At 71.6% G+C, this 24,746-nt stretch carries 33 protein-coding genes; 18 read left to right on the top strand and 15 right to left on the bottom strand.

Annotated features, from left to right (window positions below; all coding sequences use genetic code 11):
• Positions 1–109: 109 nt before the first annotated feature.
• From rlmC to ABLE68_RS03650, 3 genes are all read left to right on the top strand, one after another.
• On the top strand, positions 110–1,222 hold the full coding sequence (gene rlmC / locus ABLE68_RS03660) for a 23S rRNA (uracil(747)-C(5))-methyltransferase RlmC (RefSeq protein WP_348869852.1): 1,113 nt from the start codon (positions 110–112) through the stop codon (positions 1,220–1,222).
• Positions 1,219–1,566 carry a TraR/DksA family transcriptional regulator gene (locus ABLE68_RS03655; protein ID WP_348869851.1) on the top strand — a complete coding sequence of 116 codons (348 nt, stop codon included), beginning with the start codon at positions 1,219–1,221 and terminating at the stop codon, positions 1,564–1,566. The genes rlmC and ABLE68_RS03655 overlap by 4 nt, the downstream gene beginning before the upstream one ends.
• 70 nt (positions 1,567–1,636) lie before the next feature.
• Entirely contained in the window at positions 1,637–2,182 is a 546-nt protein-coding gene (locus ABLE68_RS03650) for a hypothetical protein (protein WP_348869850.1), read from the top strand.
• A gap of 18 nt (positions 2,183–2,200) precedes the next feature.
• Here the strand turns inward: ABLE68_RS03650 and ABLE68_RS03645 are convergent, their stop codons facing one another.
• Positions 2,201–2,533, bottom strand: a complete 333-nt coding sequence (locus tag ABLE68_RS03645; RefSeq protein WP_348869848.1) for a TfoX/Sxy family protein — start codon at positions 2,531–2,533, stop codon at positions 2,201–2,203.
• Between the two features lie 35 nt (positions 2,534–2,568).
• Between ABLE68_RS03645 and ABLE68_RS03640 the strand changes: the two genes are divergently transcribed.
• Positions 2,569–3,558 carry an aldo/keto reductase gene (locus ABLE68_RS03640; protein WP_348869847.1) on the top strand — a complete coding sequence of 330 codons (990 nt, stop codon included), beginning with the start codon at positions 2,569–2,571 and terminating at the stop codon, positions 3,556–3,558.
• A gap of 1 nt (position 3,559) precedes the next feature.
• Here ABLE68_RS03640 and ABLE68_RS03635 read toward each other — a convergent pair whose 3' ends face one another.
• Together ABLE68_RS03635 and ABLE68_RS03630 are read right to left on the bottom strand one after the other, a co-directional pair.
• Positions 3,560–3,718 carry a hypothetical protein gene (locus tag ABLE68_RS03635; RefSeq protein ID WP_348869846.1) on the bottom strand — a complete coding sequence of 53 codons (159 nt, stop codon included), beginning with the start codon at positions 3,716–3,718 and terminating at the stop codon, positions 3,560–3,562.
• 93 nt (positions 3,719–3,811) lie between these two features.
• Positions 3,812–4,249: an SHOCT domain-containing protein gene (locus ABLE68_RS03630; protein WP_348869845.1), complete on the bottom strand. Its 438-nt coding sequence runs from the start codon at positions 4,247–4,249 to the stop codon at positions 3,812–3,814.
• 31 nt (positions 4,250–4,280) lie between these two features.
• Between ABLE68_RS03630 and ABLE68_RS03625 the strand changes: the two genes are divergently transcribed.
• Both ABLE68_RS03625 and ABLE68_RS03620 read left to right on the top strand, forming a co-directional pair.
• Positions 4,281–4,712, top strand: a complete 432-nt coding sequence (locus ABLE68_RS03625; protein WP_348869844.1) for a hypothetical protein — start codon at positions 4,281–4,283, stop codon at positions 4,710–4,712.
• A 104-nt stretch (positions 4,713–4,816) separates the two neighbouring features.
• Positions 4,817–5,332 (top strand): DUF4234 domain-containing protein, encoded by a 516-nt coding sequence (locus tag ABLE68_RS03620; protein ID WP_348869843.1) that lies wholly within the window; start codon positions 4,817–4,819, stop codon positions 5,330–5,332.
• Here ABLE68_RS03620 and ABLE68_RS03615 read toward each other — a convergent pair.
• Positions 5,295–5,927: a hypothetical protein gene (locus tag ABLE68_RS03615; RefSeq protein WP_348869841.1), complete on the bottom strand. Its 633-nt coding sequence runs from the start codon at positions 5,925–5,927 to the stop codon at positions 5,295–5,297. The two genes, ABLE68_RS03620 and ABLE68_RS03615, sit on opposite strands and share 38 nt — an antisense overlap.
• Between ABLE68_RS03615 and ABLE68_RS03610 the strand changes: the two genes are divergently transcribed.
• The 3 genes from ABLE68_RS03610 to ABLE68_RS03600 all read left to right on the top strand — a co-directional run bounded on the left by ABLE68_RS03610 (position 5,926) and on the right by ABLE68_RS03600 (position 7,852).
• Positions 5,926–6,090, top strand: a complete 165-nt coding sequence (locus ABLE68_RS03610) for a hypothetical protein (RefSeq protein ID WP_348869840.1) — start codon at positions 5,926–5,928, stop codon at positions 6,088–6,090. The genes ABLE68_RS03615 and ABLE68_RS03610 overlap by 2 nt on opposite strands.
• 94 nt (positions 6,091–6,184) lie before the next feature.
• Positions 6,185–6,325 (top strand): hypothetical protein, encoded by a 141-nt coding sequence (locus tag ABLE68_RS03605; RefSeq protein WP_348869839.1) that lies wholly within the window; start codon positions 6,185–6,187, stop codon positions 6,323–6,325.
• A gap of 120 nt (positions 6,326–6,445) precedes the next feature.
• Positions 6,446–7,852: a glycoside hydrolase family 30 protein gene (locus ABLE68_RS03600; RefSeq protein WP_348869838.1), complete on the top strand. Its 1,407-nt coding sequence runs from the start codon at positions 6,446–6,448 to the stop codon at positions 7,850–7,852.
• Positions 7,853–7,886: 34 nt separating this feature from the next.
• On the opposite strand, the gene ABLE68_RS03595 is transcribed toward ABLE68_RS03600, so the two are convergent.
• From ABLE68_RS03595 to ABLE68_RS03570, 6 genes are all read right to left on the bottom strand, one after another.
• Positions 7,887–8,186, bottom strand: coding sequence for a contact-dependent growth inhibition system immunity protein (locus ABLE68_RS03595; RefSeq protein WP_348869836.1), 300 nt, complete (start codon positions 8,184–8,186; stop codon positions 7,887–7,889).
• A gap of 11 nt (positions 8,187–8,197) precedes the next feature.
• A complete protein-coding gene (locus tag ABLE68_RS03590) occupies positions 8,198–9,571 on the bottom strand; it encodes an RNase A-like domain-containing protein (protein WP_348869835.1) in 1,374 nt (457 codons plus the stop codon).
• Positions 9,568–9,858, bottom strand: a complete 291-nt coding sequence (locus tag ABLE68_RS03585; RefSeq protein ID WP_348869834.1) for a WXG100 family type VII secretion target — start codon at positions 9,856–9,858, stop codon at positions 9,568–9,570. The genes ABLE68_RS03590 and ABLE68_RS03585 overlap by 4 nt, the downstream gene beginning before the upstream one ends.
• Positions 9,858–10,163, bottom strand: a complete 306-nt coding sequence (locus tag ABLE68_RS03580; RefSeq protein WP_348869833.1) for a WXG100 family type VII secretion target — start codon at positions 10,161–10,163, stop codon at positions 9,858–9,860. The genes ABLE68_RS03585 and ABLE68_RS03580 overlap by 1 nt, the downstream gene beginning before the upstream one ends.
• Before the next feature lie 65 nt (positions 10,164–10,228).
• Entirely contained in the window at positions 10,229–11,383 is a 1,155-nt protein-coding gene (locus ABLE68_RS03575; protein ID WP_348869832.1) for an acyl-CoA dehydrogenase family protein, read from the bottom strand.
• A 9-nt stretch (positions 11,384–11,392) separates the two neighbouring features.
• Positions 11,393–12,562, bottom strand: a complete 1,170-nt coding sequence (locus ABLE68_RS03570; RefSeq protein ID WP_348869830.1) for an acyl-CoA dehydrogenase family protein — start codon at positions 12,560–12,562, stop codon at positions 11,393–11,395.
• A gap of 95 nt (positions 12,563–12,657) precedes the next feature.
• On the opposite strand from ABLE68_RS03570, the gene ABLE68_RS03565 reads away from it, so the two are divergent.
• From ABLE68_RS03565 to ABLE68_RS03535, 7 genes are read left to right on the top strand one after another with little or no spacing between them, the layout of a single operon-like run.
• On the top strand, positions 12,658–13,794 hold the full coding sequence (locus tag ABLE68_RS03565; RefSeq protein ID WP_348869829.1) for a hypothetical protein: 1,137 nt from the start codon (positions 12,658–12,660) through the stop codon (positions 13,792–13,794).
• Positions 13,730–14,254, top strand: a complete 525-nt coding sequence (locus ABLE68_RS03560; protein ID WP_348869828.1) for an alpha/beta hydrolase — start codon at positions 13,730–13,732, stop codon at positions 14,252–14,254. Before ABLE68_RS03565 ends, ABLE68_RS03560 begins: the two co-directional genes overlap by 65 nt.
• Positions 14,251–15,312, top strand: a complete 1,062-nt coding sequence (locus ABLE68_RS03555) for an NADH:flavin oxidoreductase/NADH oxidase (RefSeq protein ID WP_348869827.1) — start codon at positions 14,251–14,253, stop codon at positions 15,310–15,312. The genes ABLE68_RS03560 and ABLE68_RS03555 overlap by 4 nt, the downstream gene beginning before the upstream one ends.
• Positions 15,313–15,321: 9 nt before the next feature.
• On the top strand, positions 15,322–15,828 hold the full coding sequence (locus ABLE68_RS03550; RefSeq protein ID WP_348869826.1) for a gluconokinase: 507 nt from the start codon (positions 15,322–15,324) through the stop codon (positions 15,826–15,828).
• On the top strand, positions 15,828–17,210 hold the full coding sequence (locus tag ABLE68_RS03545; protein ID WP_348869825.1) for a GntT/GntP/DsdX family permease: 1,383 nt from the start codon (positions 15,828–15,830) through the stop codon (positions 17,208–17,210). Before ABLE68_RS03550 ends, ABLE68_RS03545 begins: the two co-directional genes overlap by 1 nt.
• A 19-nt stretch (positions 17,211–17,229) precedes the next feature.
• Positions 17,230–18,099 (top strand): DUF1707 SHOCT-like domain-containing protein, encoded by an 870-nt coding sequence (locus ABLE68_RS03540; RefSeq protein ID WP_348869824.1) that lies wholly within the window; start codon positions 17,230–17,232, stop codon positions 18,097–18,099.
• Between the two features lie 25 nt (positions 18,100–18,124).
• Positions 18,125–18,502 (top strand): DUF427 domain-containing protein, encoded by a 378-nt coding sequence (locus ABLE68_RS03535; RefSeq protein ID WP_348869822.1) that lies wholly within the window; start codon positions 18,125–18,127, stop codon positions 18,500–18,502.
• Here ABLE68_RS03535 and ABLE68_RS03530 read toward each other — a convergent pair.
• Positions 18,490–19,155 (bottom strand): hypothetical protein, encoded by a 666-nt coding sequence (locus tag ABLE68_RS03530; protein ID WP_348869821.1) that lies wholly within the window; start codon positions 19,153–19,155, stop codon positions 18,490–18,492. The two genes, ABLE68_RS03535 and ABLE68_RS03530, sit on opposite strands and share 13 nt — an antisense overlap.
• A 19-nt stretch (positions 19,156–19,174) precedes the next feature.
• Entirely contained in the window at positions 19,175–20,362 is a 1,188-nt protein-coding gene (glgA, locus tag ABLE68_RS03525) for a glycogen synthase (RefSeq protein WP_348869820.1), read from the bottom strand.
• A gap of 37 nt (positions 20,363–20,399) precedes the next feature.
• On the opposite strand from glgA, the gene glgC reads away from it, so the two are divergent.
• Positions 20,400–21,641: a glucose-1-phosphate adenylyltransferase gene (glgC, locus tag ABLE68_RS03520; protein ID WP_348869819.1), complete on the top strand. Its 1,242-nt coding sequence runs from the start codon at positions 20,400–20,402 to the stop codon at positions 21,639–21,641.
• Here the strand turns inward: glgC and ABLE68_RS03515 are convergent.
• Positions 21,638–22,207 carry a mismatch-specific DNA-glycosylase gene (locus tag ABLE68_RS03515; RefSeq protein WP_348869818.1) on the bottom strand — a complete coding sequence of 190 codons (570 nt, stop codon included), beginning with the start codon at positions 22,205–22,207 and terminating at the stop codon, positions 21,638–21,640. The genes glgC and ABLE68_RS03515 overlap by 4 nt on opposite strands.
• Before the next feature lie 55 nt (positions 22,208–22,262).
• On the opposite strand from ABLE68_RS03515, the gene ABLE68_RS03510 reads away from it, so the two are divergent.
• A complete protein-coding gene (locus ABLE68_RS03510) occupies positions 22,263–22,685 on the top strand; it encodes a hypothetical protein (protein ID WP_348869816.1) in 423 nt (140 codons plus the stop codon).
• On the opposite strand, the gene ABLE68_RS03505 is transcribed toward ABLE68_RS03510, so the two are convergent.
• Together ABLE68_RS03505 and ABLE68_RS03500 are read right to left on the bottom strand one after the other, a co-directional pair.
• Positions 22,682–23,914 carry a phosphodiester glycosidase family protein gene (locus ABLE68_RS03505; protein WP_348869815.1) on the bottom strand — a complete coding sequence of 411 codons (1,233 nt, stop codon included), beginning with the start codon at positions 23,912–23,914 and terminating at the stop codon, positions 22,682–22,684. The two genes, ABLE68_RS03510 and ABLE68_RS03505, sit on opposite strands and share 4 nt — an antisense overlap.
• Before the next feature lie 62 nt (positions 23,915–23,976).
• Positions 23,977–24,717 (bottom strand): hypothetical protein, encoded by a 741-nt coding sequence (locus ABLE68_RS03500; protein ID WP_348869814.1) that lies wholly within the window; start codon positions 24,715–24,717, stop codon positions 23,977–23,979.
• Between the last annotated feature and the right edge of the window lie 29 nt (positions 24,718–24,746).

The raw sequence follows: 24,746 nt of genomic DNA, 5'->3' as shown, positions 1-24,746 counted from the left end.
CAAAGGTCCGGCTTAGCCGCAACCCCGCGCCCGGTCGGTTGATTCCGTCAACCACTGATTCGTCGCGTGATCCGGGCCACGCCCCGGCACGCCGTAGCCTTGACCGGCCATGCCGACCTGCCACCACTTCGACGCCGGTCGCTGCCGATCGTGCAGCGAGCTGGGCCTCCCGTACGACGTCCAGCTGGTCGCCAAGCAGCGCCACGTCGAGCACCTCCTGCCCGGGGTCGCCTGGCTGCCGCCGGTCCCGAGCGCCGCGATGGGCTTCCGCAACAAGGCCAAGATGGTCGTCAGCGGGACTGCCGACGACCCGACGCTGGGGATCCTCAACCCGACCGGGGCGGGGGTCGATCTGCGCGACTGCCCGCTGCACACGCCGGGCATCCAGGCAGCGCTGCCCGTGCTCGCCCGCTTCGTGTCGACGGCCGCGCTCACGCCGTACGACGTCCCGGGTCGGCGGGGCGAGCTGAAGTACCTCCTCGTGACGGAGTCGCCCGACGGCGAGCTGATGGTGCGCTTCGTGCTGCGCTCGCAGGAGCCGGTCGCCCGGATCCGCAAGCACCTCCCGGCGCTGCTGGCCGAGCTGCCCGCCCTGGTCGTCGCGTCGGTCAACCTGCAGCCCGAGCACAAGGCGGTCCTCGAGGGCGACCGTGAGATCGCGCTGACCGAGCAGGAGACGCTGCGGATGCGGGTCGACGGGATCGACCTGCACCTGCGGCCGCAGAGCTTCTTCCAGACCAACACCGCGATGGCGGCCGAGCTCTACCGGCTCGGGCGGACCTGGGTCGGCGAGGTCGGGCCGGCGTCGGTCTGGGACCTCTACTGCGGGGTGGGTGGCTTCGCGCTGAGCGTCGCGGCCCCGAGCGTCGTCGGCATCGAGATCAGCCGGGAGGCGATCGCCAGCGCGGAGCAGAGCCGGGACGAGGCCAGGCTGAGCGGGGTGCGGTTCGAGGCGGGCGACGCGACGGCGTACGCCCTGGGCGCCTCGACCGCGCCGGACCTGGTGATCGTGAACCCTCCGCGGCGCGGCATCGGCCCGGAGCTGAGCGGCTGGCTCGCGTCGTCCGGTGTCGGCCACGTCCTCTACTCCAGCTGCAACGCGCAGTCGCTGGCCCGCGACCTCGCTGCGATGCCGTCGTTGCGCCCGGTGCGGGGCCAGCTGCTCGACATGTTCCCGAACACCGGCCACTACGAGGTGCTCACCCTGCTGGAGCGGGTGTGATCCGGCAGCGGCTCGAGGACGAGCGGCGGCGTACGACGCAGCGGCTGGCCACCCTGCGGGGCGACTACCGCGGGTTCGTCGACGCGTCGCGCGACACCAACGCCGACGACGAGCACGACCCGGAGGGCACGACGATCGCGTTCGAGCGCGAGCAGGTGGGCGCCCTGGTGCGCCAGGCCGAGCAGCACCTCGCCGACGTCGACGCCGCCCTCGATCGCGTCGCGGCAGGCACCTACGGCGTGTGCACGGTCTGCGGCGAGCGGATCCCGGACGAGCGGCTCGAGGCCCGGCCGACGGCGCTCACCCACGTGGCCTGCGCTGGCTCTGCCCTGCCACCGGGCTGACCGAGAAGGGGGTCGCGAGAACGTCGCCGGGCAAGCACAATCGACGGTCTCCTCTCGGAAGGGTGCCCCTATGCGCCGATCGACCATCACCGCACTCGTCCTCACCAGCGTGGCCGGAGCCACGCTGGGGGGACTGCCCGCAGCCGCCGCTCCGCCGACCACGCGGGTCGTGCAGGACGCTCACGAGCCGCGCTCGGCGTACGACATCGAGACGGTCACGCTCACCTCGGCGCCCGCCGGTCACAAGCGGGCCACGGTCGTCGTCGAGCACGACCGCCGGGTCCGGGTCGGCGACGGGATCAGCGTCTGGATCAACACCGACGATGATCCGGCACCGGATCTCTTCGTCACCGGCTACGCCTTCTCGGAGTACACCGTCCACCGGTCTCGCAGCTGGACCCGGCACGGCAAGGACATCAGTGACCGTGGTTGTGCCTCGCTGCGGATGCGGGGGGAGCGCGCGATCGTGCGGTTCGACCCCGACTGCCTCGAGCCGGCGACGAAGTTCTCCGTGTCCGTGCGCTCCTTCGTGCAGGGTCGTCCGGACCGCACGGCGGACGACGCCCCCCGAGCTCGCCAGTTCACCCACGCCGTGCTGGCGCACAGCACGGTCTGAGTCGAGCGGGCCTGCCGTCTACTTGGGCGGCAGCGAGCTCGCGTAGGCCAGCCCGACCTCGGTCCAGCGCTGCAGGTCGTCGTCGGAGGCGAGGCCGGCCGGGTCGATGCGCAGCCAGCCCTTCGCGCCGCGCCCCTGCATCTCGAACGGCTCGGCGTGGGGGTGCTCGAGCAGCTCGTCGGTGCGGTCCGGGTCGACGCGGAGCAGCAGGCCGCCCTTGCTCGAGGCGGCGACGGCCATGTTGCCGTGGACCAGGAAGGCCAGGCCGCCGAACATCTTCTTCTCGCTCAGGCCAGGCTCGCCCTCGACCAGATCACGGAGGCGGTCGGCCAGCTCCACGTCGTACGCCATGAGGTCGAGTATGGCCGCGTGCCAGACTCGCCGCCATGGAGCAACGAACCCTCGGAAGGACCGCACGTGACGTGTCGGTCGTCGGACTCGGGACCTGGCAGCTGGGTGCCGACTGGGGTGACGTCTCGGAGGACGACGCGCGAGCGGTGCTGCAGGCGTCGGTCGATGCGGGGGTGACCTTCTTCGACACCGCGGACGTCTACGGCGACGGGCGCAGCGAGCAGGTGATCGGCCGCTTCCTGAAGGACAACCCGGGGATCACGGTGGCGACCAAGATGGGCCGCCGGATGGACCAGGTCGCCGAGAACTACAGCCCGGACAACTTCCGCGCCTGGACCGACCGGTCGCGGCGCAACCTCGGCGTCGACACGCTCGACCTGGTGCAGCTGCACTGCCCGCCCAGCGACGTGATCGACGCGGACGCGACGTACGACGCCCTGGACGCGCTGGTCGACGACGGCACGATCGCGGCGTACGGCGTGAGCGTCGAGACGTGCGAGCAGGCACTGTCCGCGATCGCGCGGCCGCACGTCGCGTCGATCCAGATCATCCTCAACGCCTTCCGGCTCAAGCCGCTCGACGCGGTGCTCCCGGCCGCCGAGGCGGCGGGCGTCGCGATCATCGCGCGGGTGCCGCTGGCATCGGGGCTGCTGTCGGGGAGGTACGACGAGAAGACGACCTTCGCGGCCGACGACCACCGCACCTACAACCGCGACGGCAGCGCGTTCGACGTGGGCGAGACGTTCTCGGGCGTGGACTACGAGGCGGGGGTGCGGGCTGCGCGGGAGTTCGGCGAGCTGGTGCGCGAGGTCGGCCCGACCGGGCTGAGCCCGGCCGAGGTCGCACTCGCGTGGGTCTGGCAGCGGCCGGGCGTGACCACGGTGATCCCGGGCGCCCGCAACGCGGAGCAGGCGCGGGCCAACGCGGCCGCCGGCGATGCCGACGCGCTGTCGCCGGAGCTGCTCGCCGGGGTGGAGCGGATCTACGACACCTACTTCCGGGCCGCGATCCACGACCGCTGGTGATCTAGGCGAGCAGCTTGCGGAGCTTCGCGGCGCGCAGGTGACGACGCTGCCGGCGGCGCAGGTCGGCGCGGCCGCTGCGGACCCGGCCGTCGGCGGTCACGTCGAGGTGGGTGAGCAGCAGGGCGGTGGTCGGGTCGGTGATGCCGAGCGTGGCGATCATGGTGTCCTCCTGGGTCGGTGTGATGACCCGACAGTGCGCGCCTGAGGCAGGGCGACGCCTGAGGAGAACGCCTTATTCGCGCGGAGGACTACCTCAGAGCCGCTTGAGGAGGGTCGCCTTGGCGGACTCGAACTCCGCCTCGGTCAGCACGCCGTTGTGGCGCAGGCGGCCCAGGCGTTCGAGCTCCTCGAGCGCCGAGCCGGTGGGCGGGGTCCCGGACTCGGGAGCCGGCTCGGGTGCGGGCTCGGGGCGGTGTCGCAGCTGGGCGCGCAGCGCCTCCACGAGGGCCTTCGCCTCGCGCTTGGGGACCCGCGAGAAGGTGCGGTCCGCGCCGTCGATCTCGATGCTGACGTAGCCCGTCCACGCCCCGACCTGGGCGTCGACGCCCGTGATCCGGCTGAGCGGGATCCGCTCGCCGTCGCCCGGGTCGCCGTCGACCCGGAGGTGCAGCCCGTCGTCGGTGAGCTCGACGAGGACCAGCCTCCCGTCGAGCATCCCCGAGGTCGAGGACCAGGCCCGGTCGTCAGTCATGCCTTGGACCCTAGCGACTAGGCTGGCACCGATGAGCGCCGAGGACTATTGCGAACTGTGTGACCTGCCGAAGTCCACCTGCATCCACGGACAGCCTCCGCCGCCGGTGGTCGCCACGCCCGCACCCCGGGCGACCCCCGTCGTACGCCGCACGACGCCGCGCGCTGCCGCTCCCGCCAAGCCGGCCCGTTCGGTGCCGCGCAAGTGGACGCCTCCCGAGGCGTTCCAGGCCGAGATCCTCGCCGTGCTGCACGAGGCGGGGGGTGTGCTCGAGCAGGACGAGCTCTACGTCGAGCTCGAGGCGCGGATGGAGGAGCGGCTCAAGGACGCCGACCGGGAGAAGACGCCCGAGGGTGAGCTGCGCTGGCGTCTCGCGGCCCGCAAGGCCCGCCAGGCGCTCATCACGCAGGGCGTGATGACCAAGGGTGCCCCCGGGGTCTGGGCGCTCGCCGAGCGCGCCTGAGCCAACTGGTCCAGACACCCTCCAGGTTTTACCCAAGAGAGCCCTATCGGGGCGCCGCGGTCCTAGCCTCAAGACGTTTGCCCACACCGACGTGAGGACCCGCTATGACAGACACGAACGACCCTGTACCGGCCCCCGGGGCCGAGGCGGTTCCGCCGCCGTACGCCGCCCCGGCGCCCGACGCCTCCGCGGTGCCGGCGCCTGCGCCGGCCTACGGCGGAGCGCCCGCTGCGTACGCCTACCCGACCGCGGCTGGTCCGGTCGGCAAGATCCGTGGCACGGGCATGTGCGTGCTGCTGACCATCGTCACGCTCGGCATCTACAGCATCTACTGGTACTACAAGGTGCACTCGGAGATGAAGGCGCACAGCGGCCAGGGGATCGGCGGCGGCCTCGCCCTGCTGCTCGCCCTGGTCGTCGGCATCGTGATGCCGTTCATCACCCCGAACGAGGTCGGTGGCCTCTACGAGCGGCAGGGCAAGCAGAAGCCGGTCAGCGCCACCACCGGTCTGTGGTACCTCCTGCTCAGCTGGCTCTTCCTCGTCGGCGCGATCGTGTGGTTCGTGAAGACCAACGGCGCGCTCAACGAGTACTGGCGCTCGCAGGGCGCCCAGGGCTGATCACCGCGATCTCCTCGCCGAGCCGAGCGCCGGCGAGGAGATCGAGGTCGTCGCCGGACCAGAACTTGCCCGGGTCGTAGAAGTTCGTGGGCCGACTGCCGTCCAGCAGGCCCATCTCCGTGTACGTCGCGGCCACGACCTCGGCGCAGTAGGTCAGCTCGGCCGACGCCGCGCGGTGGACCCGCCCGCGCGCCCAGCGACCGACCAGCTTGGCCGTCGCCGGGAACGGCGTGCCGTCGAGCCGCCCGATCGTCCGCAGGACGGCGTCCTCCATCTCGCGCGTGACCGTTCCGTCGAGCTGACGCAGCCACGCCTGCTGCTCGTAGCGACCGGTCCACTGCTCGACGGCCTCGCGCAGGTCGTGGAGCTGGACGCCCCGGTGGTGGCTGTTGGTCCACACGTCGCGCAGGCCCTTGCCGAGCTCGGCGTGCCACATCAGCGGCGGCAGGTCGTCGAGGACCACCGCCATGCCGACGTGGTTGACCGGTGCGTTGGTGAGGACCCGGATAGCGTGGTCGGCAGCCGAGCGGCCGCGGAAGAGCCAGAGGTCGCCGGTGCGGGTCAGGTCGACCGCTTGGTCGAGCGTCAAGGTCATGGAGGTCCTCGTGAAGCTGTGGAAGGTGCTCGGGCTCGCCGGGCTGGCCGGCGTCGCCGCCTCGGGCGCCATCATCGCGCGCGACCAGCGTCAGCGTGCGCAGCTCACGCCGGAAGAGGTCCGCGACCGCTTGCGCGAGCGGGTCGCGGAGTCCGAGAAGTAGGGCCCCCAGTCGGTTCCCAGTCGCCTCCAAGCGCGGGCGCGCACGATGGGCCTGCCCACCAGGGAGGTGGGCTCCATCCGAAAGGGAACCAACCATGAAGACCACGATGCTCGAACGTCGCAACGCCTGGCGCTCGCTCTCCACGCAGGACAAGCAGGAGCGCCTCCAGACGATCCGCCGACGGCAACAGCGACAGGTGGAGTTCGAGATCCTTCGACTCTCGCACCTGCGGTGAGGCCCCCAGACGGCCGGCAACCACGTCCCTCGGACAGGTTGCCGGCCGTTTCGTCATTTCGTGGAACTCGTCACTCATGGGTTGTGTCGGCGCGTCGGGTGTGACCACGGTGGAGAGGTCGTGAAGCCCTTCCCCCTCGCACGATCCCTCTCGGTCGCACTCGCCACGCTCCTGGCCGGTGCGCTGGTCGGCTGTGGCGCGATGCCGGCGCCGACGACGGCTCCCACGCCCCCACCCCGACCGAAGCCGACCTTCTGGGTCACCTCGCCGACCGAGTCGAGCCGGTCGCTGCAGGTCGAGGCCACCGCCGCTGCGGCCGCTCCCGGCGGCACCGCCGACGTACGCGTCGACCCGACGCAGGTCCACCAGGTCTGGTGGGGGACCGGCGCGGCGATGACCGACTCGTCCGTGGAGCTCCTCGAGGACCGTCCGGGCCTGCTGAAGGCGCTCTACGACCCGGCCGCGGCGAAGGGCGCCCACCTCAACATGCTCCGGCTCCCGCTGTCCGCGACCGACTTCTCCCGGACCCCGTGGACCTGGTCCTGGGACAGCGTGTCCGCCACGCCGACTCCCGAGGCCCGCCGGGCGATCGCGCTCGTGAAGTCCGGCGTGCTCCCGCTCCGGCCGTCGCTCCGGGTCGTCGGAGCCGCGTGGTCCGCGCCGGCGTCGTTGAAGTCCGGCAGCTCGGTCCGGGGCGGGGCGCTCGTCCCCGGCGACGAGACGTCGTACGCCGACCTGCTCGTCGCGCAGGCGCGCTGGCTCTCGAGGCACGGGCTGCCCCTCTGGGCGACCTCGCTCGGCAACGAGCCCGGCCACAGCTCCGACTACCCGTCGATGACGATGACCGACGCGCAGATGTCGGCGCTCGGGACGGCCGTCGGCCCGCGCCTCGACGCCCTCGGCACGCGGCTGTGGGCCGTCGACCACAACTGGTACGACCGCGACCGCGTGGACGCCGTGCTCGCCGGGTCGGCCGGCTTCGACGGGGCAGCGTTTCACTGCTACGCCGGCCAGCCCGGGCAGATGGCCGGCCTCGGCGTACCCCGCATGGTCACGGAGTGCACCGGCACGACCGACGGGGCCGTCGGCACGTTCGGCTGGGACGCGAAGAACCTGGTGGCCGACTCGATCAACGCCGGCTCGTCCGGGCTGATGATGTGGAACCTCGCGCTGGACCCGTCGCACGGCCCGGTCGACCCCGCGACCCGGGGTGGCTGCGGGCAGTGTCGCGGCGTGCTGACCGTGACCCCGACCGGTGCGATCCGCGAGCCGGAGTTCTACACCCTCGCCCACCTGTCCCGCGCCGCGTCGCCGGGCGCGCACGTCGTCTCCGTCACCGGCCCGCCGTGGCTGAGCGTCGCGGCCTTCCGCAACCCCGACGGCACGTTCGGGGTCTTCGGCCAGAGCCGGTCGTCGGTGACGCAGACGGTGCGTCTTGCCGTGGGGTCTCGGGCCGGGCGGACGTACGAGGTGCGGCCGGGGGAGATGTTCAGCTATCGGGCGCCGCTGCCGACCGGCGGTGCGTGATCCACCTTTCGTGGGGCTCGGAAAGGTGGATAGGTCACCGCTGGCCGGTGGTGGCGCTGACGCGGTCGGCGATCCGGGTGAGCCAGCCTCGGTAGCCACCGTCCTCCGCTGGCGGAAGGTACTCGCCGCCTTGCTCGTCAACGTAGTCGGCGAGCTCCTGCTCGGATGAGAAGTGCTCCAGCACCCATTCGATCTCATTCACCAACGCGGCACGCTCGCTGGGCGCGTCGGCCAGGAATGCGTCGACGGACGCATCCTCGGTGCCGTAGTCCTCGGGCCAGTCCTGGTTGAAGTAGATGCCGACGAAGCTCCACAGGGTGGGGGTCTTGTTCATGAACACCTCCGTCATGGCTGAGGAAACGCGGTCTTGATCCAATAACCATCTGGCATCCCAGAGTCTCTGACAAGGATGACGCGCAACCCATGGACGTGTGCGACCTCTCCTGTTCGGCTCACTGAGATCCCGGTGACCTCGTCGAGGACGTCGTCGATTCGCAGTTGGGAGGTGCGGTCCCGCAACCAGGCGTTGATCTCAGATGCGTTCCTCTGGATTGTGTTGTCGACCAGACGCCCCGCCTCTGACCGCGTTGTGAACGACGACGCGTGCTGCGCAGTCCGGTGACGTGCTGCTCGAGCTCTCAGGTAGTCGATCGACTTCTCGGCGTGCCGTTCGAGCGTGTGTCCGCGCCCTGATCCCTCACTTGCAGCGAGCCTCGAGATTGCTCGGCCAGACCCGCTCGCCGCACCCTCGCCCTCCATCAACATCACCCGCGCGCCGTTGACCCGCTGAGCACGCAACCCGATCTCGGTCGCGGAGACGGTGATCGGCCGCATCTCGAGGGCAGTGGCACCCGTGGCGAGCCGGAGCGCATCGACGATGCCCTTCAGCTCGCGAGCGGCGGCCGCGAGGCGGGCGCTGCCGGCGGCACCGGCGGCGGGACCGGCGAGGCCGGCGGAGAGGAAGGAGAGGCCGATGCCGAGGGCGGCGCCGGCGCCGAACTCGACGGCGAGGTCGCGGAGCAGGCCGAGCATGTCGTCGCGCTTGGCGTCGACCTGGTCGGCGTAGGTCTCGCAGGCGACGGCCAGCGCCACGAGCTGGTCGGCGAGGTCGTCGACGCGGGAGCTCAGGTCTTGCGCGACGGCGATGGCGAGCGGGATCTCGGGGGAGACCTCGGTGTCGAGGGCGGCGACGGCGGTGGTGCAGTGGGCGGTGACGAGCTGCACGGAGGTCGCGGCCGTGCGCCAGGTCGTGGCGGCGACCCGGACCCGGTCGGTGTCGGCGTTCGGCCACACGATGTCGGCGAGGTGGTCGAGCATCCAGCCTGCGGCGCCGGGCGGTCCGGGCGAGGCGGCGCCGAGCGACGACGGCGGAGACGTCAGGGCCAGGCCGACGCAGTGGTCGGCGCGGGTGGGTGGTCCGGAGACGGAGTAGCCGCCCGAGCGGGCGTCGGCGGTCCGGTGGTTGGCCAGCGACGCCTGGGTCAGGTGCGCCAGCGCGCCGAGCGCACCGACCAGGTCGGCCACTGCGCCGACGCAGGAGGCCGCCGCTTCGTCGTACGACGCCGCGAACTCGGTCGCCGTCGAGTCGTCGCCCGCCATGCCGGCGTATGAGGCCAACGAGCCACGGAGCCGTTCACCGGCGCGAGCGACGAGGAGGTTGGCACCCACGAAGGCGTCGACGGCGCCGGCGTAGCCCTGCTCGTCGACCAGGACCCTCATCGGACCTGCTCCCACATCCGCACGTTGGTCGCGGCTGCCGCCGAGTAGTTGCCGTGGGCGGTGTCGGCCGCGGCCCGCATCGCGGCCAGCGCCGCGCGCATCTCGCGGAAGCCCGTCTCCCACTCGGCCTGGGCAGCCGCCTGGGCGGACGACGCGGCCCCGGACCAGGTGTCGTGGAGCACGGCGACCCGGGCGGTGATCTCGGCGAGCAGCGCGTCGAGGTCGCCGCCGCATCGGGCCATCTCGTCGATCGAGCGCGCGAGGTCGTCGAGATCGACCGCGAACATCAGCCCAACCTCGCGGACAACCGGCCGATCGAGCTGCCCGAGGACGAGTCGGACTCCGAGAGCCGCTCGTGGGCGGCGTCGAGGAGCTCGCCCATCGTGGCGAGCCCGTGGAGGACGGTGTCGGCGGCGGCCTTCCAGTCCGCCCAGCCCTCGGCGTACGCCGAGGCGGCGGGCCCGGTCCAGCTGCCGTCGAGGAGGGCGTCGACCTCCCGGGCGACCCGGGTGCGATCAGCCCACAGCTGGTCGGCGGCCCGGCGTACGTCCGCGACGGCAACGCAGAAGGCGGTGTGGTCGAGGGTGATCATGTCGGGAGGATTCCCGGCGATCGCCTCCGCCCACACCGCCTGTCTGCGGTCTGTGGATAACCCGGTTACGGCAGCGGGTCGACCTCGTCGTAGCCACCGATGCCCGCGGCCAGCAGCCCGAGGTGGTGGTTGCCGTCGCCGAAGAGGTGGTCGAGCGCGGTCAGCCGGCTGGTGTAGGCGCCGATGCTGTACTCCGCGGTCATGCCGATGCCGCCGTGCAGCTGGATCGCCTCCTGGCCGATGTGACGACCGGCCCGGCTCACGCCGAAGGAGGCCCGCGAGGCGGCGTCAGCGGCCTCCTCGCCGGAGCCGTCGGCGAGGACCATCGTCGCCCACACCGCGAGGCTGCGGGCCAGCTCGAGCGACACGTACATGTCGGCCGAGCGGAAGGTCAGCGCCTGGAAGGTGTTGAGCGTGACGCCGAACTGCTTGCGGCTCTTGAGGTAGGCCGAGGTGTTCTCCAGCGCCACCTCCATCAGCCCGATCGCCTCGTTGGCGGCGGTGATCCGGGCGATGTCGAGGACCCGGGCGATGATGCCCGCGCGGTCCTCTGGCCCAGAATCGGCAGAGCCGAGCGGCACGGCCGGGGTGTCGGAGAAGGCGACCTTCGCAGCGCGCCCGCCGTCGTGCGTGGCGTAGCCGTCGCGCGTCAGACCGGACGCGTCAGCGGCGACCACGAAGAGGCCGGTGCCGCCGTCGGGCAGCGCCGCACTGACGATGAGCACGTCGGCGCGCGCGCCGTTCGGGACGGGCTCCTTGACGCCGCTCAGCGTCCACTCGTCGCCTGATCCGGTCGCCGAGACGGCCGACGCGGTCGGCTGCCAGCGCGAGCCCGGCTCGGCGTGCGCGAAGGCGAGGACGCTCTCGCCGCCGGAGAGGGCGCCGAGCAGCTCGGTCTTCTGCTCCTCGGAGCCGGCTGCGGCGACCAGGCCACCGGCCAGCACCACCGATGTCAGGAACGGCTCGGGAGCGACCACCCGGCCGAGCTCCTGCGCGACGATGCCGACCTCGATCGCGCCGGCACCCATCCCGCCGTACTCCTCGGCGAACGGCAGCCCGAGGATGCCCATCTCGGCGAGCTGGGTCCAGACCTTCTCGCTGAAGCCGGGGTCCTCGGCCACCGTGCGGCGGCGGTTCTCGTAGTCGGAGTAGGCCTTGCCCACCAGGCCACGGACGGCCTCGCGCAGCGCCTGCTGCTCCTCGTCGTAGGTGAAGTCCATGTCAGCTCCTCAGAGTCCCAGGATCGTGCGGGCGATGATCTGGCGCTGCACCTCGTTGGAGCCGCCGTAGATCGAGGCCTTGCGGAAGTTCAGGTAGAGCGGCACGGAGTGCGTCGCCCAGTAGGGCAGGTCGGTCCCGAGGGCGCCGCTCGCGGCCGAGGCCGGACCGGCGATGTCGACGACCAGCTCGGTCACCGCCTGCTGCAGCTCGGTGCCCTTGAGCTTGAGCACCGACGACGCCGGATGCGGCTTTCCGTCGGCGGAGTTGGCGACCACGCGCAGCGCGGTGAGCTCGAGCGCGAGCAGCTCGTTCTCGAGCTCCGCGATCCGGGTCGAGACCAGCGGGTCGTCGAGCAGGGTGCCGTCGCCGACCGAGATCGAGCCGGCGAACTGCTTGGCCTGCGCCAGCGAGCGCTTGGTCGCGCCGACCGGAGCGACGCCGACCCGCTCGTTGCCGAGCAGGAACTTGGCGTAGTCCCACGCGCGGTTCTCCTCGCCGACCAGGTTGGCGACCGGGACGCGCACGTTGTCGAACCAGACCTCGTTGACCTCGTGGCCGCCGTCGATCAGCTCGATGGGGCGTACGTCGACGCCCTCGCTGGTCATGTCGATCAGCAGCATCGAGATGCCGGCCTGCTTCTTCACCTCGGTGTTGGTGCGCACGAGGGTGAAGATCCAGTCGCCGTACTGACCCAGGGTGGTCCAGGTCTTCTGGCCGTTGACGACGTACTCGTCGCCGTCGCGCACCGCGGTGGTCCGCAGCGAGGCGAGGTCGGAGCCGGCGTCGGGCTCGGAGAAGCCCTGCGACCACCAGATGTCGAGGTTGGCGGTCTTCGGGAGGAACTTCTCCTTCATCTCCTGGGTCGCGAACTGCGCGATGACCGGTCCGATCATCGAGGCGTTGAACGCCAGGGGCGTCGGGACGCACGCGCTCTGCATCTCCTCGTGCCAGATGTGGCGGCGCAGCGGGGTCCAGTCCTGGCCGCCCCACTCGACCGGCCAGTTCGGCACGGCGAGCCCGGCAGCGTTGAGGATCTGCTGACTCTGGACGATCTGGTCCTTGGTGAGCTCGCGGTGATCGCGGACTGCGTCGCGGATCTCCTGGGGGACCTTCGTGGTGAAGAACTCCCGCATCTCGTCGCGGAACTCGGCGTCCTCTGCCGACAGCGCCAGCTGCATGTGTACCTCCTGATGGGCCGGACCTCATCATGACGCTACCGGCTGGTAGGGAGGAACCGGGGGCACCCCTCGCGGAGCGGACGTATCGTGGGGGAGTGCGTCGGGTCGCAGGGGCTCTCGTCGCCGCTGCTCTCGCCGCGGTGCTCCCACTGGCGCCCGCACTCGCCGACAGCACCGTGGTCGTGCCGGGGCTCGTCTTTCCGAGCGGCCGGGCCGCCCAGCTCTCCTTCGTCGGCTGTGACAACCCCTACCTGCGCACCGCCGAGGTCCCGCAGCCCGCGATCGGGCTCGGCCCCGACCAGGCGCCGGCCGGTGAGCGCTCGGTCGGCTTCGACCTCGAGGGTGGCGACGCGGTCGGGTCGCTGCACTACGTCGACTCGATGGCGACGACCACGGTCGCCGGCATGTCCGTCGAGGCTCCGGACGGCGCCTCCGGCGTGGCGTACGCCGGTTACCAGGAGCCGGCCGACAGCGGCACCGGGCTCGTGTGGTTCGGCCGGGCCGTCCTGTCCGCACCGGCCGGTGGCTGGCACGCGGTCGACGTCGCCGGGCTGCGGTTCACCTGGACCAAGTTCGACATGATCGGCCAGCAGCAGGTCGGCTCGTCGGTCGGCGCGGCGAGGATCCCCGCGTTCGTGGCGCTGCACGGCGGCGACGGACCGGGCTTCTTCACGATCGGCTTCGGCTGCGACGGTCGCGCGTTCCACACCGACGCCTGGCGGATCGGCAGCCCCGGCGACGTCACGACGTACGACCTCGAGGGCCTGACCACGGCCACCTCGGTCAGCGGGCCGACGGACCCGGTCGACGCCGGCACCGCCGTCACGCTCCACGGCTCGGTCGTCGACGGCTCCGGCGCACCGCTCACCGACTCCCGGCTGGTGCTCGAGTCGCAGGGGGCGGGTGGTGGCTGGACGATCGTCGGCGGCGCCGAGGGACCGGACGCCGAGCTGACCGTGACGCCCGAGGAGACGACCACCTACCGCTGGCGGTTCGTCGACCGGCCGCTCGCCGCCGGGAGCGAGTCCGCGCCCTTCACAGTTGAGGTGCTGGGACAGACTGACGGACATGCCCGCACCCAGGCTGATCGACGCCCAGACACCCGCCACGCCGCAGGGGCTGGTGATCGTGCTGCACGGCGGGGCCACCAGGCCGGGTCGTCCGGCCGTGAGTCCCACCCAGCTGTCCGTGCTGCGGATGGTGCCGATCGCCCGGCGCATCGCGCGCGCTGACGCCGGCCTCGCCGTCGTCCGGCTGCTCAACACCCACCGCGGCTGGGACACCACCCACACCCCGCTCGACGACGTCGACTGGGCGCTGACCGAGCTCCGCGGACGGTACGGCGAGCTGCCGACCGCCCTCGTCGGTCACTCGCTCGGTGGTCGGGCCGCGCTGCTCGCAGGTGGCCAGGACGGCGTACGCAGCGTGGTGGCGCTCAACCCGTGGGTCTACCCGGACGACGTCGCCGACCTGTCCGGGCGGCGGGTGCTGATCGTGCACGGCACCGACGACCGGATCGCGTCGCCCGAGCGGGCCCGGGCCGTGGCGCGGAATCTTGCGCGCCGCGCGGAGGTTGAGTTCCGCGAGGTCCCCGGTGGCAAGCACGCGATGCTGCGCCACGGCCGCGCGTTCGAGAAGGCGGCGTCGGGGTTCGTCGTCGAAACGCTACTGAGAGGCACGACCACCCCGTGAGCCAGCTCTTCACCCCGATCACCCTCCGCGACGTCACGGTGCGCAACCGGGTGTGGGTGGCGCCGATGTGCCAGTACTCCGCCGTGGACGGCGTCCCGAACGACTGGCACCTCGTGCACCTCGGCTCCTTCGCCCGAGGTGGCGCGGGCCTGGTCATCAGCGAGGCGACCGCGGTCGTGCCCGAGGGCCGGATCAGCCCCGAGGACACCGGGATCTGGAACGACGAGCAGCGGGCCGCGTGGGCGCGGATCGTGGACTTCGTGCACGACCAGGGCGCCACGGCAGGCATCCAGCTCGCGCACGCGGGCCGCAAGGCCTCGACGTACTCCGGCTTCACCGAGCAGAAGAGTGGCGTGGCCGACGCCGACGGCGGCTGGATGCCGGTGGGGCCGAGCGCCACGCCGTACCCGGGCCTGCGCGACCCCGCGCCGCTCGACGCCGCCGGCATCGCCCGCGTGGTCACGGCCTTCGGTGACGCGGCCGAGCGCGCGGTCGCCGCCGGCTTCGACGTGATCGAGGTGCACGCGGCCCACGGCTACCTGCTCCACGAGTTCCTCTCCCCGCTGTCCAACCAGCGCGAGGACGAGTACGGCGGCTCCTTCGACAACCGCGTGCGTCTGGTGCTCGACGTCGTGCGCGAGGTGCGCTCGCGCGTCGCCGCCGGCATGCCCGTCCTGGTCCGGATCTCCGCGACCGACTGGGTCGACGGCGGATGGTCGGTCGAGGAGTCGGTGCGGCTCGCCCTGCTGCTCAAGGACGAGGGCGTCGACCTCGTCGACACCTCCAGCGGTGGCAACGCCCCCGTCCGGATCGAGGTCGGCCCCGGCTACCAGGTGCCGTTCGCGCGACAGGTCCGCGCCGAGGCCGCGATCCCCACGGGAGCTGTCGGCATGATCACCGAGCCCAAGCAGGCGGAGGAGATCCTCGCCGAGGGCTCGGCCGACGTCGTGCTGCTGGCGCGCGAGCTGCTGCGTGACCCGCACTGGCCGCTGCGCGCGGCGTACGAGCTCGGCGACGAGGTCGACTGGCCGGCGCAGTACCGCCGGGCGGCACGCTAACGTGACGGGATGCCAACGCCACTGGTGGTCATGGGTGTCTCGGGCTCGGGCAAGTCGACCGTGGGTGCCGCGCTGGCACAACGGCTGAGGGTCCCGTTCGAGGACGCCGACGACCTGCACCCGTCCGCCAACATCGCCAAGATGAGCCGGGGCGAGCCGCTCAACGACGAGGACCGCTTCCCGTGGCTCGCGATCGTGGGTGAGTGGCTCGCGGTCCACGAGGACGGTGGCGTGATGAGCTGCTCGGCGCTGAAGCGGAAGTACCGCGACCAGATCCGCCACCACGCTGCGCACGTGCGGTTCCTGTTCCTCGAGGGCAGCCGCGACGTGATCGCCGCGCGCCAGGCGGCGCGGCCCGGCCACTTCATGCCGCCGTCGCTCATGACGTCGCAGTTCGCGACGCTCGAGCCGCTCGAGCCCGACGAGGACGGCGTCGTCATCGAGGTCGACCAGAGTGTCGACCAGATCGTCCAGGGGTACGTGGACCTCATGCACCGCGAATTCGAGGAGAGCTGATGCACGCCGTCCTGCCCATGGACACCTCTGACCTGGTCGAGCCGGTCGCCGGCGGTGGCCAGCTCATCGCGGCAGCGCTGATCGGCATCGCGCTGATCGTCGTGCTGATCACGGTGCTCAAGCTGCACCCGTTCCTCGCCCTGATCCTCGGCGGCCTGACGGTCGGCATCGTCGCCGGCGAGAACGTCAACGACGTGCTGACCTCCTTCACCACCGGGTTCGGCACGACGGCCGCCGGCGTCGGCTCGTTGATCGCGCTCGGCGCGATGTTCGCCAAGCTGCTCGCCGACTCGGGCGGTGCCGACCAGATCGTCGACACCATCGTCGGCAAGGCGTCCGGCCGGATGCTGCCGTGGGCGATGGCGCTCGTCGGCGCGATCATCGGCCTGCCGATGTTCTTCGAGATCGGCCTGGTGCTGCTGATGCCGGTCATCTACCTGGTCTCGAAGCGCGCCCAGGTCTCGCTCATCACGGTCGGCATCCCCGCACTCGCGGGCCTGTCGGCGATGCACGGCTTCGTGCCCCCGCACCCGGGCCCGGTCACCGCGATCGGCTACCTGGGCGCCAACCTGGGCGTCACGCTGGCCCTCGGCCTGGTCGTGGCGATCCCGACGATCATCGTGGCCGGCCCGCTCTTCGGGAGCATCGCCGGCAGGTGGGTCGTCCTCGACCCGCCCGACACCTGGGAGGCCGAGGAGCGCGACGTCTCGACGCGTCCGTCCTTCGCCGTCACCCTCGCGACCGTGCTGCTCCCGGTGGTGCTGATGCTCAGCAAGGCCGTCGCCGACATCGTCGTCGACGACCCGGAGCGCACCGTCCAGCAGGTGTTCGACGTGATCGGCAACCCGTTCGTCGCGCTGCTGGTCTCGGTGCTGGTCGCCATGGTCACCTTCGGCCGCGGCTCCGGGATGGGTCTGCAGGCGATCTCCGACACCGTCACCGCCGCTCTCCCGCCGATCGCGGGCATCCTGGTCATCGTCTCGGCCGGTGGCGGCTTCAAGCAGGTGCTCGTCGACACGGGCATCGGCACCCGGCTCGCCGAGTGGGCGCAGGACGCCAACATCTCGGTGCTGCTGCTCGCCTGGGTGCTCGCCGTGCTCATCCGTCTCGCCACCGGCTCGGCCACGATCGCCACCATCACCGCCAGCTCGCTGATGGTCTCGCTCGTCGCGGACCTCTCCCAGGGCGAGGTGTCGCTGGTCGTGCTCGCGGTGGGCGCCGGCTCGCTCTTCTTCTCCCACGTCAACGACGCCGGCTTCTGGCTGGTGAAGGAGTACTTCGGGATGAGCGTCGGACAGACCATCAAGACCTGGTCGCTGATGGAGACCGTCCTCTCGGTCACCGGTCTGGTCGTCGTGCTCGTCCTGGGCATCTTCATATAGCTCCCACTACGTTGCTGTCGTGAGCACCCCGGACCAGCGGGCCCGCGACAAGGACCGGGACGCCGCGATCGAGGTGGTCGAGGCGGCCTGGGCCGACGGTCAGATCGTCGAGGCGGACCGCGACAAGCGCGTCGAGGAGCTGCTGCGCGCGCAGACCCTGGGTGAGATCACCATGCTCACCCACGACCTGCAGGCCGATTCCGCACCAGCGGCTCCGGCTCCGCCCGCTCCGCCGTACTCGGCTCCGTCCGCGATGCCGGACGTGCCCGTCGCGGCCGCTCGGACGGGCAAGCCGTCCCGCGCCATGCTCGTGGTCCCGTTGGTCGTCGTCGCGCTGACCATCGCCGGCATCGGTGCCGGGATCGCCGTGGTCGTCAGCGCGGTCGGCGACAGCGTCGACGTGGGCGGCGGACCGTCCGGGCAGACCTACGCTCCCGGCGTCGAGCCGGAGGGCGACGACGTCAACGTGCTGAGCGAGCAGGGGTACGCCGACCTGGTCGCCGCGATCGAGAGCGCGAACGGCAGCGACCAGGCGTTCTCGGCCGTGCTCTACCCGACGTACGCCGTGCTCGACCTGCCCGTCGACGCCACCAGCCACCGGGAGTCGTCGTGGTACTGGAACGGCGACCTGGAGGAGGAGGACGGGATGACGGGCACGTCGTCCGACGAGCGCTTCGCGCTGCGCTCGGTCGACCCGGCCGTCGTCGTCCGGCTGGTGAAGCAGGTGCGCGGCGAGGTCGAGGACCCGACGACCTGGTACGCCGTGGTGGGCGCGCCGCGCGAGGACCGGTCGATGATCTGGGCGTACGCCTCCAACGACTACGACGAGACCGTCTACCTCGGCGCGCGGCGCAACGGGACGATCACCTACGACTCGACGGAACACTGACCGCTCCGCGGCGGTTGGCACCCGTATGAGCGACAAGCCTGTCCTGGTGCCGGACGCGGGGCACCCGATCACGATCACGCCGACCGAGGGTCGGGTCGTGGTCCAGCTCGACGGCCGGGTCGTGGCCGACACGACCGCGGCGCTGACCCTGCAGGAAGCGAGCTATCCGGCGGTGCAGTACGTCCCGCTCGCCGACGTCGACCCGGCGCTGCTCGAGCCGACCGACCACGCGACGTACTGCCCCTACAAGGGCGACGCGAGCTACTACAGCCTGGTGGTCGACGGGCGCAGCCACGACAACGCGGTGTGGAGCTACGTGGCGCCGTACGACGCGGTCGGTCAGATCGCCGGCCACGTCGCGTTCTACCCGAACGTCGTCGACGTGCAGGTCTACAGCGCGTAGAGGTAGCGGCTGCTCGGGACGAGGTCGAGGTCGCGGTCGGCGCCGAAGCGGGCGACGCTCGTCATCAGCTCGGTGAGCCGTCGGTTGAGCTCGGCGTCGTCACCGCGGCTGCCGTAGAACGCGTGCATGTCGGTGATGCCCGCGCTCGGGAAGAGCTCCTCGACGAGCGCGTCGACGTCGGGGGCGCCGTCGGTCGCCTTCCCGATGACGATGTTCTGCACGTAGCCGAAGGTCGCCTGGGTGCGGACCGCGATCGGCGTGTGGTCGACCTGCCAGATCCGCAGCCACTCCTCACGGGGCAGCTCCGCCGGTCGCCGGAGCACGGCGATGTTGGCCAGCGCGTCCGCGCGGCTGCCGTCCCACGCCTCCGGCGGGTCGAGCCGGCGACGTTCCTCGATGTCGTAGCCGTGGACGGTGTCCGCCACGGTCCCGAGCACCTCGGCGACCTGCGCCGCGTCGGCGTCCCAGGTGCTCACGATCGCGCCGATCGGCCGGTCGAAGTGCGGGATCCGCATCGCCCCCGCCACCGGTTCGTCGTCGACATTGACCTGGAGGCGTCGTACGCCGGCCGTTGCGAGCGCGTCCAGGAGGCTCTGCTCGTGGAGCTGGGTGGCCAGGTCGTCGCCCCACAACAGGAACATGTTCTTGTTCACGCGGTGACGGTAGCGGGAATCAGAGCACCGCGCGGTAGACCTCGACAGTCCGCTCGGCGATCGCGTCCCACGAGAACGACTCGATCGCCCGCGCTCGCCCGGCCCGACCCATCTCGGCCGCCCGAGAAGGATCGGTCACCACCGACGTCAGCGCAGCGGCGAAGTCGGCGACGTACTGATCGGGATCCAGGGGGGTGCCCGTGCCGTCCGTGGCCTGCGCGATCGGGACCAGCAGACCCGTCGAGCCGGGTACGACGACCTCGGGGATGCCACCGGTGGCGGTGGCGACGACCGCGGTCTCGCACGCCATCGCCTCCAGGTTGACGATGCCGAGCGGCTCGTAGATCGACGGGCAGGCGAAGACGGTCGCGGCGGTGAGCAGCGCGACGACGTCGGGCCGGGGGAGCATCTCGGCGATCCACACCACGCCGGACCGCGTGGCCGACAGCGACGCGACCAGCCCCTCGACCTCGGCCATGATCTCCGGCGTGTCCGGCGCGCCCGCGCACAGCACGATCTGCACCTCCGGCGGCAGCTCGGCGCACGCGCGCAGGAAGAGCGGAAGCCCCTTCTGCCGGGTGATCCGACCGACGAAGATCACCGACGGCCGGTCCGGGTCCACGCCCAGCTCACGCACCCGCGCCGGATCGACACGGGGCGCCCAGTCGGCGGTGTCGATGCCGTTGTGGACGACGTGCACGTTCGCCGGGTCGATCGAGGGGTACGACGCGAGCACGTCGTCGCGCATCGCGGCCGACACCGCGATCACGGCGGCCGCGGCCTCGTACGACGTCTTCTCGACGTACGACGAGATGGCGTAGCCGCCGCCGAGCTGCTCGGCCTTCCACGGCCGCAGCGGCTCGAGCGAGTGGGCGCTGACGACGTGCGGGACGCCGTACAGCAGCGAGGCGAGGTGGCCCGCGAAGTTGGCGTACCAGGTATGCGAGTGGACCAGGTCGGTCCCGGCGCAGCCGTCCGCGATCGCCAGGTCCACACCGAGCGTGCGCAGCGCGGCGTTGGCGCCGGAGAGCTCCGCGAGATCGGCGTACGACGACGTCAGGGCCTCGTCGCGCAGCGCGCCGAACGCGTGCACGTGGGCGTCGACGTCGGACCGCGCGCGGAGTGCGCGCACCAGCTCGGCGACGTGCACCCCCGCGCCGCCGTAGACCTCGGGCGGATATTCACGGGACAGCACGTCGACTCGCACGATGCCGAACCTATCCCTCGCCTACTAGGTTGAACACATGGCTATCGGCTCCCGCAAGAAGGTCCTGGCGATCGTGCTCGCTGGAGGTGAGGGGAAGCGGCTGATGCCGCTGACGGCCGACCGGGCCAAGCCGGCCGTGCCGTTCGCCGGGATCTACCGCCTGATCGACTTCGCGCTCTCCAACGTCGTCAACAGCGGCTACCTCCAGGTCGTCGTGCTGACGCAGTACAAGTCGCACAGCCTCGACCGCCACGTCACCCAGACCTGGCGGATGTCGACGATGCTCGGCAACTACGTCACCCCGGTGCCGGCGCAGCAGCGGGTCGGCAAGAACTGGTACCTCGGCAGCGCCGACGCCATCTACCAGTCCCTCAACCTGATCAAGGACGAGAAGCCCGACATCGTCATCGTCGTCGGCGCCGACCACGTCTACCGGATGGACTTCCACCAGATGGTGAAGGCCCACGTCGCCAGCGGCGCGGCGTGCACCGTGGCCGCGATCCGGCAGCCGATCGAGCTGGCCGACCAGTTCGGCGTGATCGACGTGCACCCCGACGAGCCCTCCAAGATCCGCGACTTCCTCGAGAAGCCGACCGACCCGGTGGGCCTGCCCGACAGCCCCGGCGAGGTCCTCGCCTCGATGGGCAACTACGTCTTCGACGCCGACGCCCTCGTCGAGGCGGTCAGCCGCGACGCCACCGAGATCGGCTCCAAGCACGACATGGGCGGCGACATCGTCCCGTCGTTCGTACGCCGCCAGCAGGCCGGCGTCTACGACTACAAGGACAACGACGTCGCCGGCTCGACCGACCGCGACCGCGGCTACTGGCGCGACGTCGGGACCATGGCGTCCTACTACGCCGCCCACATGGACGTCGTCTCGCCGCTCCCGGTCTTCAACCTCTACAACTTCGACTGGCCGATCTACACCTCCTACGGTCCGCAGCCGCCGGCCAAGCTCGTGAAGGGCGCGGCCGGCCAGAAGCCGTTCGTCGACGAGGCCGTGCTCTCGCCGGGGGTCGTCGTCACCGGCGGCCGGGTGCAGAGCTCCGTGCTGTCACCGGCGGTCCGCGTCGGTGCCGGCGCCGAGGTCGTCGGGTCCGTGCTGATGAACGGCGTCCGCATCGGCGACGGTGCGGTCGTGCACAACGCGATCCTGGACAAGAACGTCGTGATCCCGCCCGGCGCACAGGTCGGCGTCGATCTCGACGCCGACCGCGCGCGGGGGTTCCTCGTCGAGGACGGCCTCACGGTCCTCGGCAAGGACCAGATCTTCTAGATCACACCGGCCGCGCGGGCGGCGTCGGCGTACGCCACGGCCAGCGTCGCCACGGTGTCGTGCGCGTTGAGCCCGCTGGGGTTGGGGGCGACCCAGAGCTCGGCCCCGGCCATCGGCTCGGGCTGGCGCCCGACCGTGGCCTTCGGGTCGCGGAAGGCCACGCGGTACGCCGAGATGCCGACGACCGCGACGACCCGCGGCTGCGTCCGCTCGACGAGTGCGACGAGGTCCGCCCCACCGGCCCGGAGCTCGTCGGGCGTCAGCTCGTCGGCGCGCGCGGACGCGCGCCGCACCAGGTTGGTGATGCCGATGCCGCGCTCGCGGAAGTAGTCGCGATCGGCGTCGGTCATCCCCGCCGCGGGATCGATCGGCCGGTCGATGACCCCACCTTCCAGCAGCGCCGGGTAGAACCGGTTGCCGGGGCGGGCGAAGTGGGTCTGGACGGCCGCCGTCCACAGGCCCGGGTTGATCCCGACGAAGAGCAGGCGCAGCCCCGACGCAGGGAGCAGGTCGGGCACCACCGCGTCGCGGTAGGCCTGCAGCTCGGCTTGGGTGAATCGAGGCACGCGCCAGAGCCTGCCACGCGTGGAACCGGAACGGCGCGGGTACCGTCCCACCCTCATGCGACGTCTACTCGGTACGACGCTGATCGGGCTCATCCTGCTCTCCGGCTGCGGTGAGGCCTCCGACACCGCCGCGTCACCGCCCGCCACGAAGCCCCAGCTCGTCTCGGGGACGGCAGCGGGCGGCACGGTCTCGACCACCCCGACCGTGCTCGAGGACGCCGCCGCCGTGCGCCAGTACGTCGCGCAGTTCCGCGGCTCGGCGTTCCGCAAGGAGCTGCAGCAGGCCGCGGCGGCTGCCGACGTACCTCCCGGCTGGGACCTCACCGCCACCGTGGTGTCCATCGGCTGCGACGTCCCGACGGGGGTCGACGTCGCTGCTCCGGGGAACGACCTGGTGATCCGGCCGCAGTACTCCGCCGCCGAGCGCAAGGAGTGCTTCGCGCCGGTCACGACCGTCGCGATCGCGGTGACCGACTAGGACTTCGGCTTGGTGTAGGTGACCTCGAGGGCGTTGGACACCCAGCGCTGGAAGCCGTCGGACGGGGTGTTGAGCACCTTCGTCCTGCCGCCACGGCCCTTGCCGACCATGGTCGACGAGCCGCCACCGTCGAGGTTGATCGCCTCGTCGGCCCCCAGGTCGATCATCAGGTTGGCGAGCTCGACCATCGTGTAGCCACGGCTCCTGCTCGACCGGCCGTCGATCACCAGGATCAGCACCTCGCCGGTGTCGTCGTCCACGCCGACGGCGGTGCGCGGGTGGAGCTCGCGGTCGTCGACGGCGCGGATGATGCCGTCGTTGACGAGGAAGTGGTTGCCGCTGATCGCCATCTGCGGGTCACCCTGGAGCGAGTAGGCGACCCGCAGCGGCTGACCCTTCTTGAACTTCTTCAGCTGGTCGGCGCCGGCCCCGCGACCGATGAGCAGCGTGCCGGGGATCGGCTTGTCCTCCCGGAGCTTGGTGCCCTTCTTGACCACGACCCCGTTGAGCAGCGAGAGGTAGCGGACGTGCTCGCGCTGGCCCTGCGTCACGCCGTACCCGGCCGTCCGGCCCCAGCCCTTGGTGTAGATGCCGATGCCGCCGGGGGCGACGAAGGGGGAGTTGAGGTTGGTGACGTCGATCGCGGGGTGGTGCCGGATCCGGGCGTGCATCGGCAGGTCGGTGATCCCTGGCCTGCCGTGCTTGTCGATGTAGAACGCGTTGTTCCAGCCGTCCTGGCGCGCGTGCAGCAGGCCGCGCTGGCGGTCCTTGCCGAGACCGAGCGGCGCCCCGGTGTGGCCGATGTCGTAGAAGTCGCCGTTGACGCCGGCGACCGCGTGGTCGGGGGAGATCAGGTCGATGACCGGGGCGACGCGGCGCACGGTGCCCCGGCTGGCGTAGTCGATCCGCACACCCGGGGTGCGGGTGTCCACCGTCAGGAGGTGGGCCTGGATCGGGCCGCGAGCATCGGTCTGGCTCCACCGGGTGTAGGTCACGCCGGGCGCGATCTGCCAGCTGACCCGACCCGAGTCGGTGGTCGCCGCGCGCTGGCGGGCCGTGATCGGTCCCGCGACGGTGCCGGGCTCGTTGCCCGAGGTGTGCTGGGGGTGCAGCACGCGCGGCTGGTGGTCGGTCGGCGCTGCCGACGGCTCGGTGGGGTCGCCAGCGAGGGCCGGCCCGGCGCCCGCGAGGGCGCACGCAGCCAACCCCGCGACAAACCAAGGACGCACCCGCACCTGGTCAACGGTAAGTCGGGACGGAGCCGTTCTGGGGACGCCTCCGTGCGTGTTCGTCAGTTGCAGGTGCCCCCGACACGCGCCAGCCCCGCCCGGTCGCCGGCGCCGAGCGTGGTGCGATCGGTCGTCTCGGCGTACATCAGCTGGGCGGGGTCGTCGACGTGCCCGAGCCCGAGCACGTGGACGAGCTCGTGCTCGACGATCGCGCCCCGGACGTCGGGCCCGGGCCGGTCGGCCATCGCGGCGAACGCGTCGCGGTCGAGGGCGACCATGCCGGTGACGTAGGCGAGGCGGTCCGGCCCGGCGCTGCGGGCCTCGCTGCCACCGACGCCGGCGACGTCGCCGGCCAGTGCGGGCACCTCGTCGGGCGTGGCCCAGCCGATCAGGACGGGCGGCTGGTCGCCGAAGGCTCGCGACCGGTGGGAGAACGTGCGGTCGTCGGTGGTGCCGTCGTACTCGAACCGCAGGCCGCTGGCCTCCGTGAGGTCGCGCACGGCGTGCGCGACGAGCTCCTGCTGGTCGGCCGGCCCACCGTCGGGGTTCACCACGTAGTGGATCTCGGGGCACGGGTCCCAGGTCACCGGCTCGTCGGACCCGGGCTGGGTGAGGGCGAACGCGTAGGCGCCCCGGGGGTAGGACGGTCCGGAGTCGGTGATCGTGAAGGTGACGTCCTGACCGATGCCGAGGAAGGCGCGCAGCCCCGCACCGCCGGCCATCGGGTTGAACACGACGACGACGCCGGTCAGCACGAGCGCGGCGGCCCACGATGCCCGGGTGCGGGCGCGCTCGGACGACACCCGTCGATTGTGCGGGCCACCAGCGCCCG

Origin of the sequence: Nocardioides pollutisoli (assembly GCF_040045055.1) — a bacterium.
Lineage (GTDB): Bacteria > Actinomycetota > Actinomycetes > Propionibacteriales > Nocardioidaceae > Nocardioides > Nocardioides tweenelious.
Note: the sequence above shows the minus strand (reverse complement) of the source record. Positions and strands in the feature narration are given on the sequence as shown.

Bases quoted from the DNA above. Each gene is read 5' to 3' on its own strand.
- rlmC (WP_348869852.1), top strand. From the start codon at position 110: ATGCCGACCTGCCACCACTTCGACGCCGGTCGCTGCCGATCGTGCAGC.
- ABLE68_RS03650 (WP_348869850.1), top strand. From the start codon at position 1,637: ATGCGCCGATCGACCATCACCGCACTCGTCCTCACCAGCGTGGCCGGA.
- ABLE68_RS03645 (WP_348869848.1), bottom strand. From the start codon at position 2,533: ATGGCGTACGACGTGGAGCTGGCCGACCGCCTCCGTGATCTGGTCGAG.
- ABLE68_RS03640 (WP_348869847.1), top strand. From the start codon at position 2,569: ATGGAGCAACGAACCCTCGGAAGGACCGCACGTGACGTGTCGGTCGTC.
- ABLE68_RS03635 (WP_348869846.1), bottom strand. From the start codon at position 3,718: ATGATCGCCACGCTCGGCATCACCGACCCGACCACCGCCCTGCTGCTC.
- ABLE68_RS03630 (WP_348869845.1), bottom strand. From the start codon at position 4,249: ATGACTGACGACCGGGCCTGGTCCTCGACCTCGGGGATGCTCGACGGG.
- ABLE68_RS03625 (WP_348869844.1), top strand. From the start codon at position 4,281: ATGAGCGCCGAGGACTATTGCGAACTGTGTGACCTGCCGAAGTCCACC.
- ABLE68_RS03620 (WP_348869843.1), top strand. From the start codon at position 4,817: ATGACAGACACGAACGACCCTGTACCGGCCCCCGGGGCCGAGGCGGTT.
- ABLE68_RS03610 (WP_348869840.1), top strand. From the start codon at position 5,926: ATGGAGGTCCTCGTGAAGCTGTGGAAGGTGCTCGGGCTCGCCGGGCTG.
- ABLE68_RS03615 (WP_348869841.1), bottom strand. From the start codon at position 5,927: ATGACCTTGACGCTCGACCAAGCGGTCGACCTGACCCGCACCGGCGAC.
- ABLE68_RS03605 (WP_348869839.1), top strand. From the start codon at position 6,185: ATGAAGACCACGATGCTCGAACGTCGCAACGCCTGGCGCTCGCTCTCC.
- ABLE68_RS03595 (WP_348869836.1), bottom strand. From the start codon at position 8,186: ATGAACAAGACCCCCACCCTGTGGAGCTTCGTCGGCATCTACTTCAAC.
- ABLE68_RS03590 (WP_348869835.1), bottom strand. From the start codon at position 9,571: ATGAGGGTCCTGGTCGACGAGCAGGGCTACGCCGGCGCCGTCGACGCC.
- ABLE68_RS03585 (WP_348869834.1), bottom strand. From the start codon at position 9,858: ATGTTCGCGGTCGATCTCGACGACCTCGCGCGCTCGATCGACGAGATG.
- ABLE68_RS03580 (WP_348869833.1), bottom strand. From the start codon at position 10,163: ATGATCACCCTCGACCACACCGCCTTCTGCGTTGCCGTCGCGGACGTA.
- ABLE68_RS03575 (WP_348869832.1), bottom strand. From the start codon at position 11,383: ATGGACTTCACCTACGACGAGGAGCAGCAGGCGCTGCGCGAGGCCGTC.
- ABLE68_RS03570 (WP_348869830.1), bottom strand. From the start codon at position 12,562: ATGCAGCTGGCGCTGTCGGCAGAGGACGCCGAGTTCCGCGACGAGATG.
- ABLE68_RS03550 (WP_348869826.1), top strand. From the start codon at position 15,322: ATGCCAACGCCACTGGTGGTCATGGGTGTCTCGGGCTCGGGCAAGTCG.
- ABLE68_RS03545 (WP_348869825.1), top strand. From the start codon at position 15,828: ATGCACGCCGTCCTGCCCATGGACACCTCTGACCTGGTCGAGCCGGTC.
- ABLE68_RS03535 (WP_348869822.1), top strand. From the start codon at position 18,125: ATGAGCGACAAGCCTGTCCTGGTGCCGGACGCGGGGCACCCGATCACG.
- glgC (WP_348869819.1), top strand. From the start codon at position 20,400: ATGGCTATCGGCTCCCGCAAGAAGGTCCTGGCGATCGTGCTCGCTGGA.
- ABLE68_RS03510 (WP_348869816.1), top strand. From the start codon at position 22,263: ATGCGACGTCTACTCGGTACGACGCTGATCGGGCTCATCCTGCTCTCC.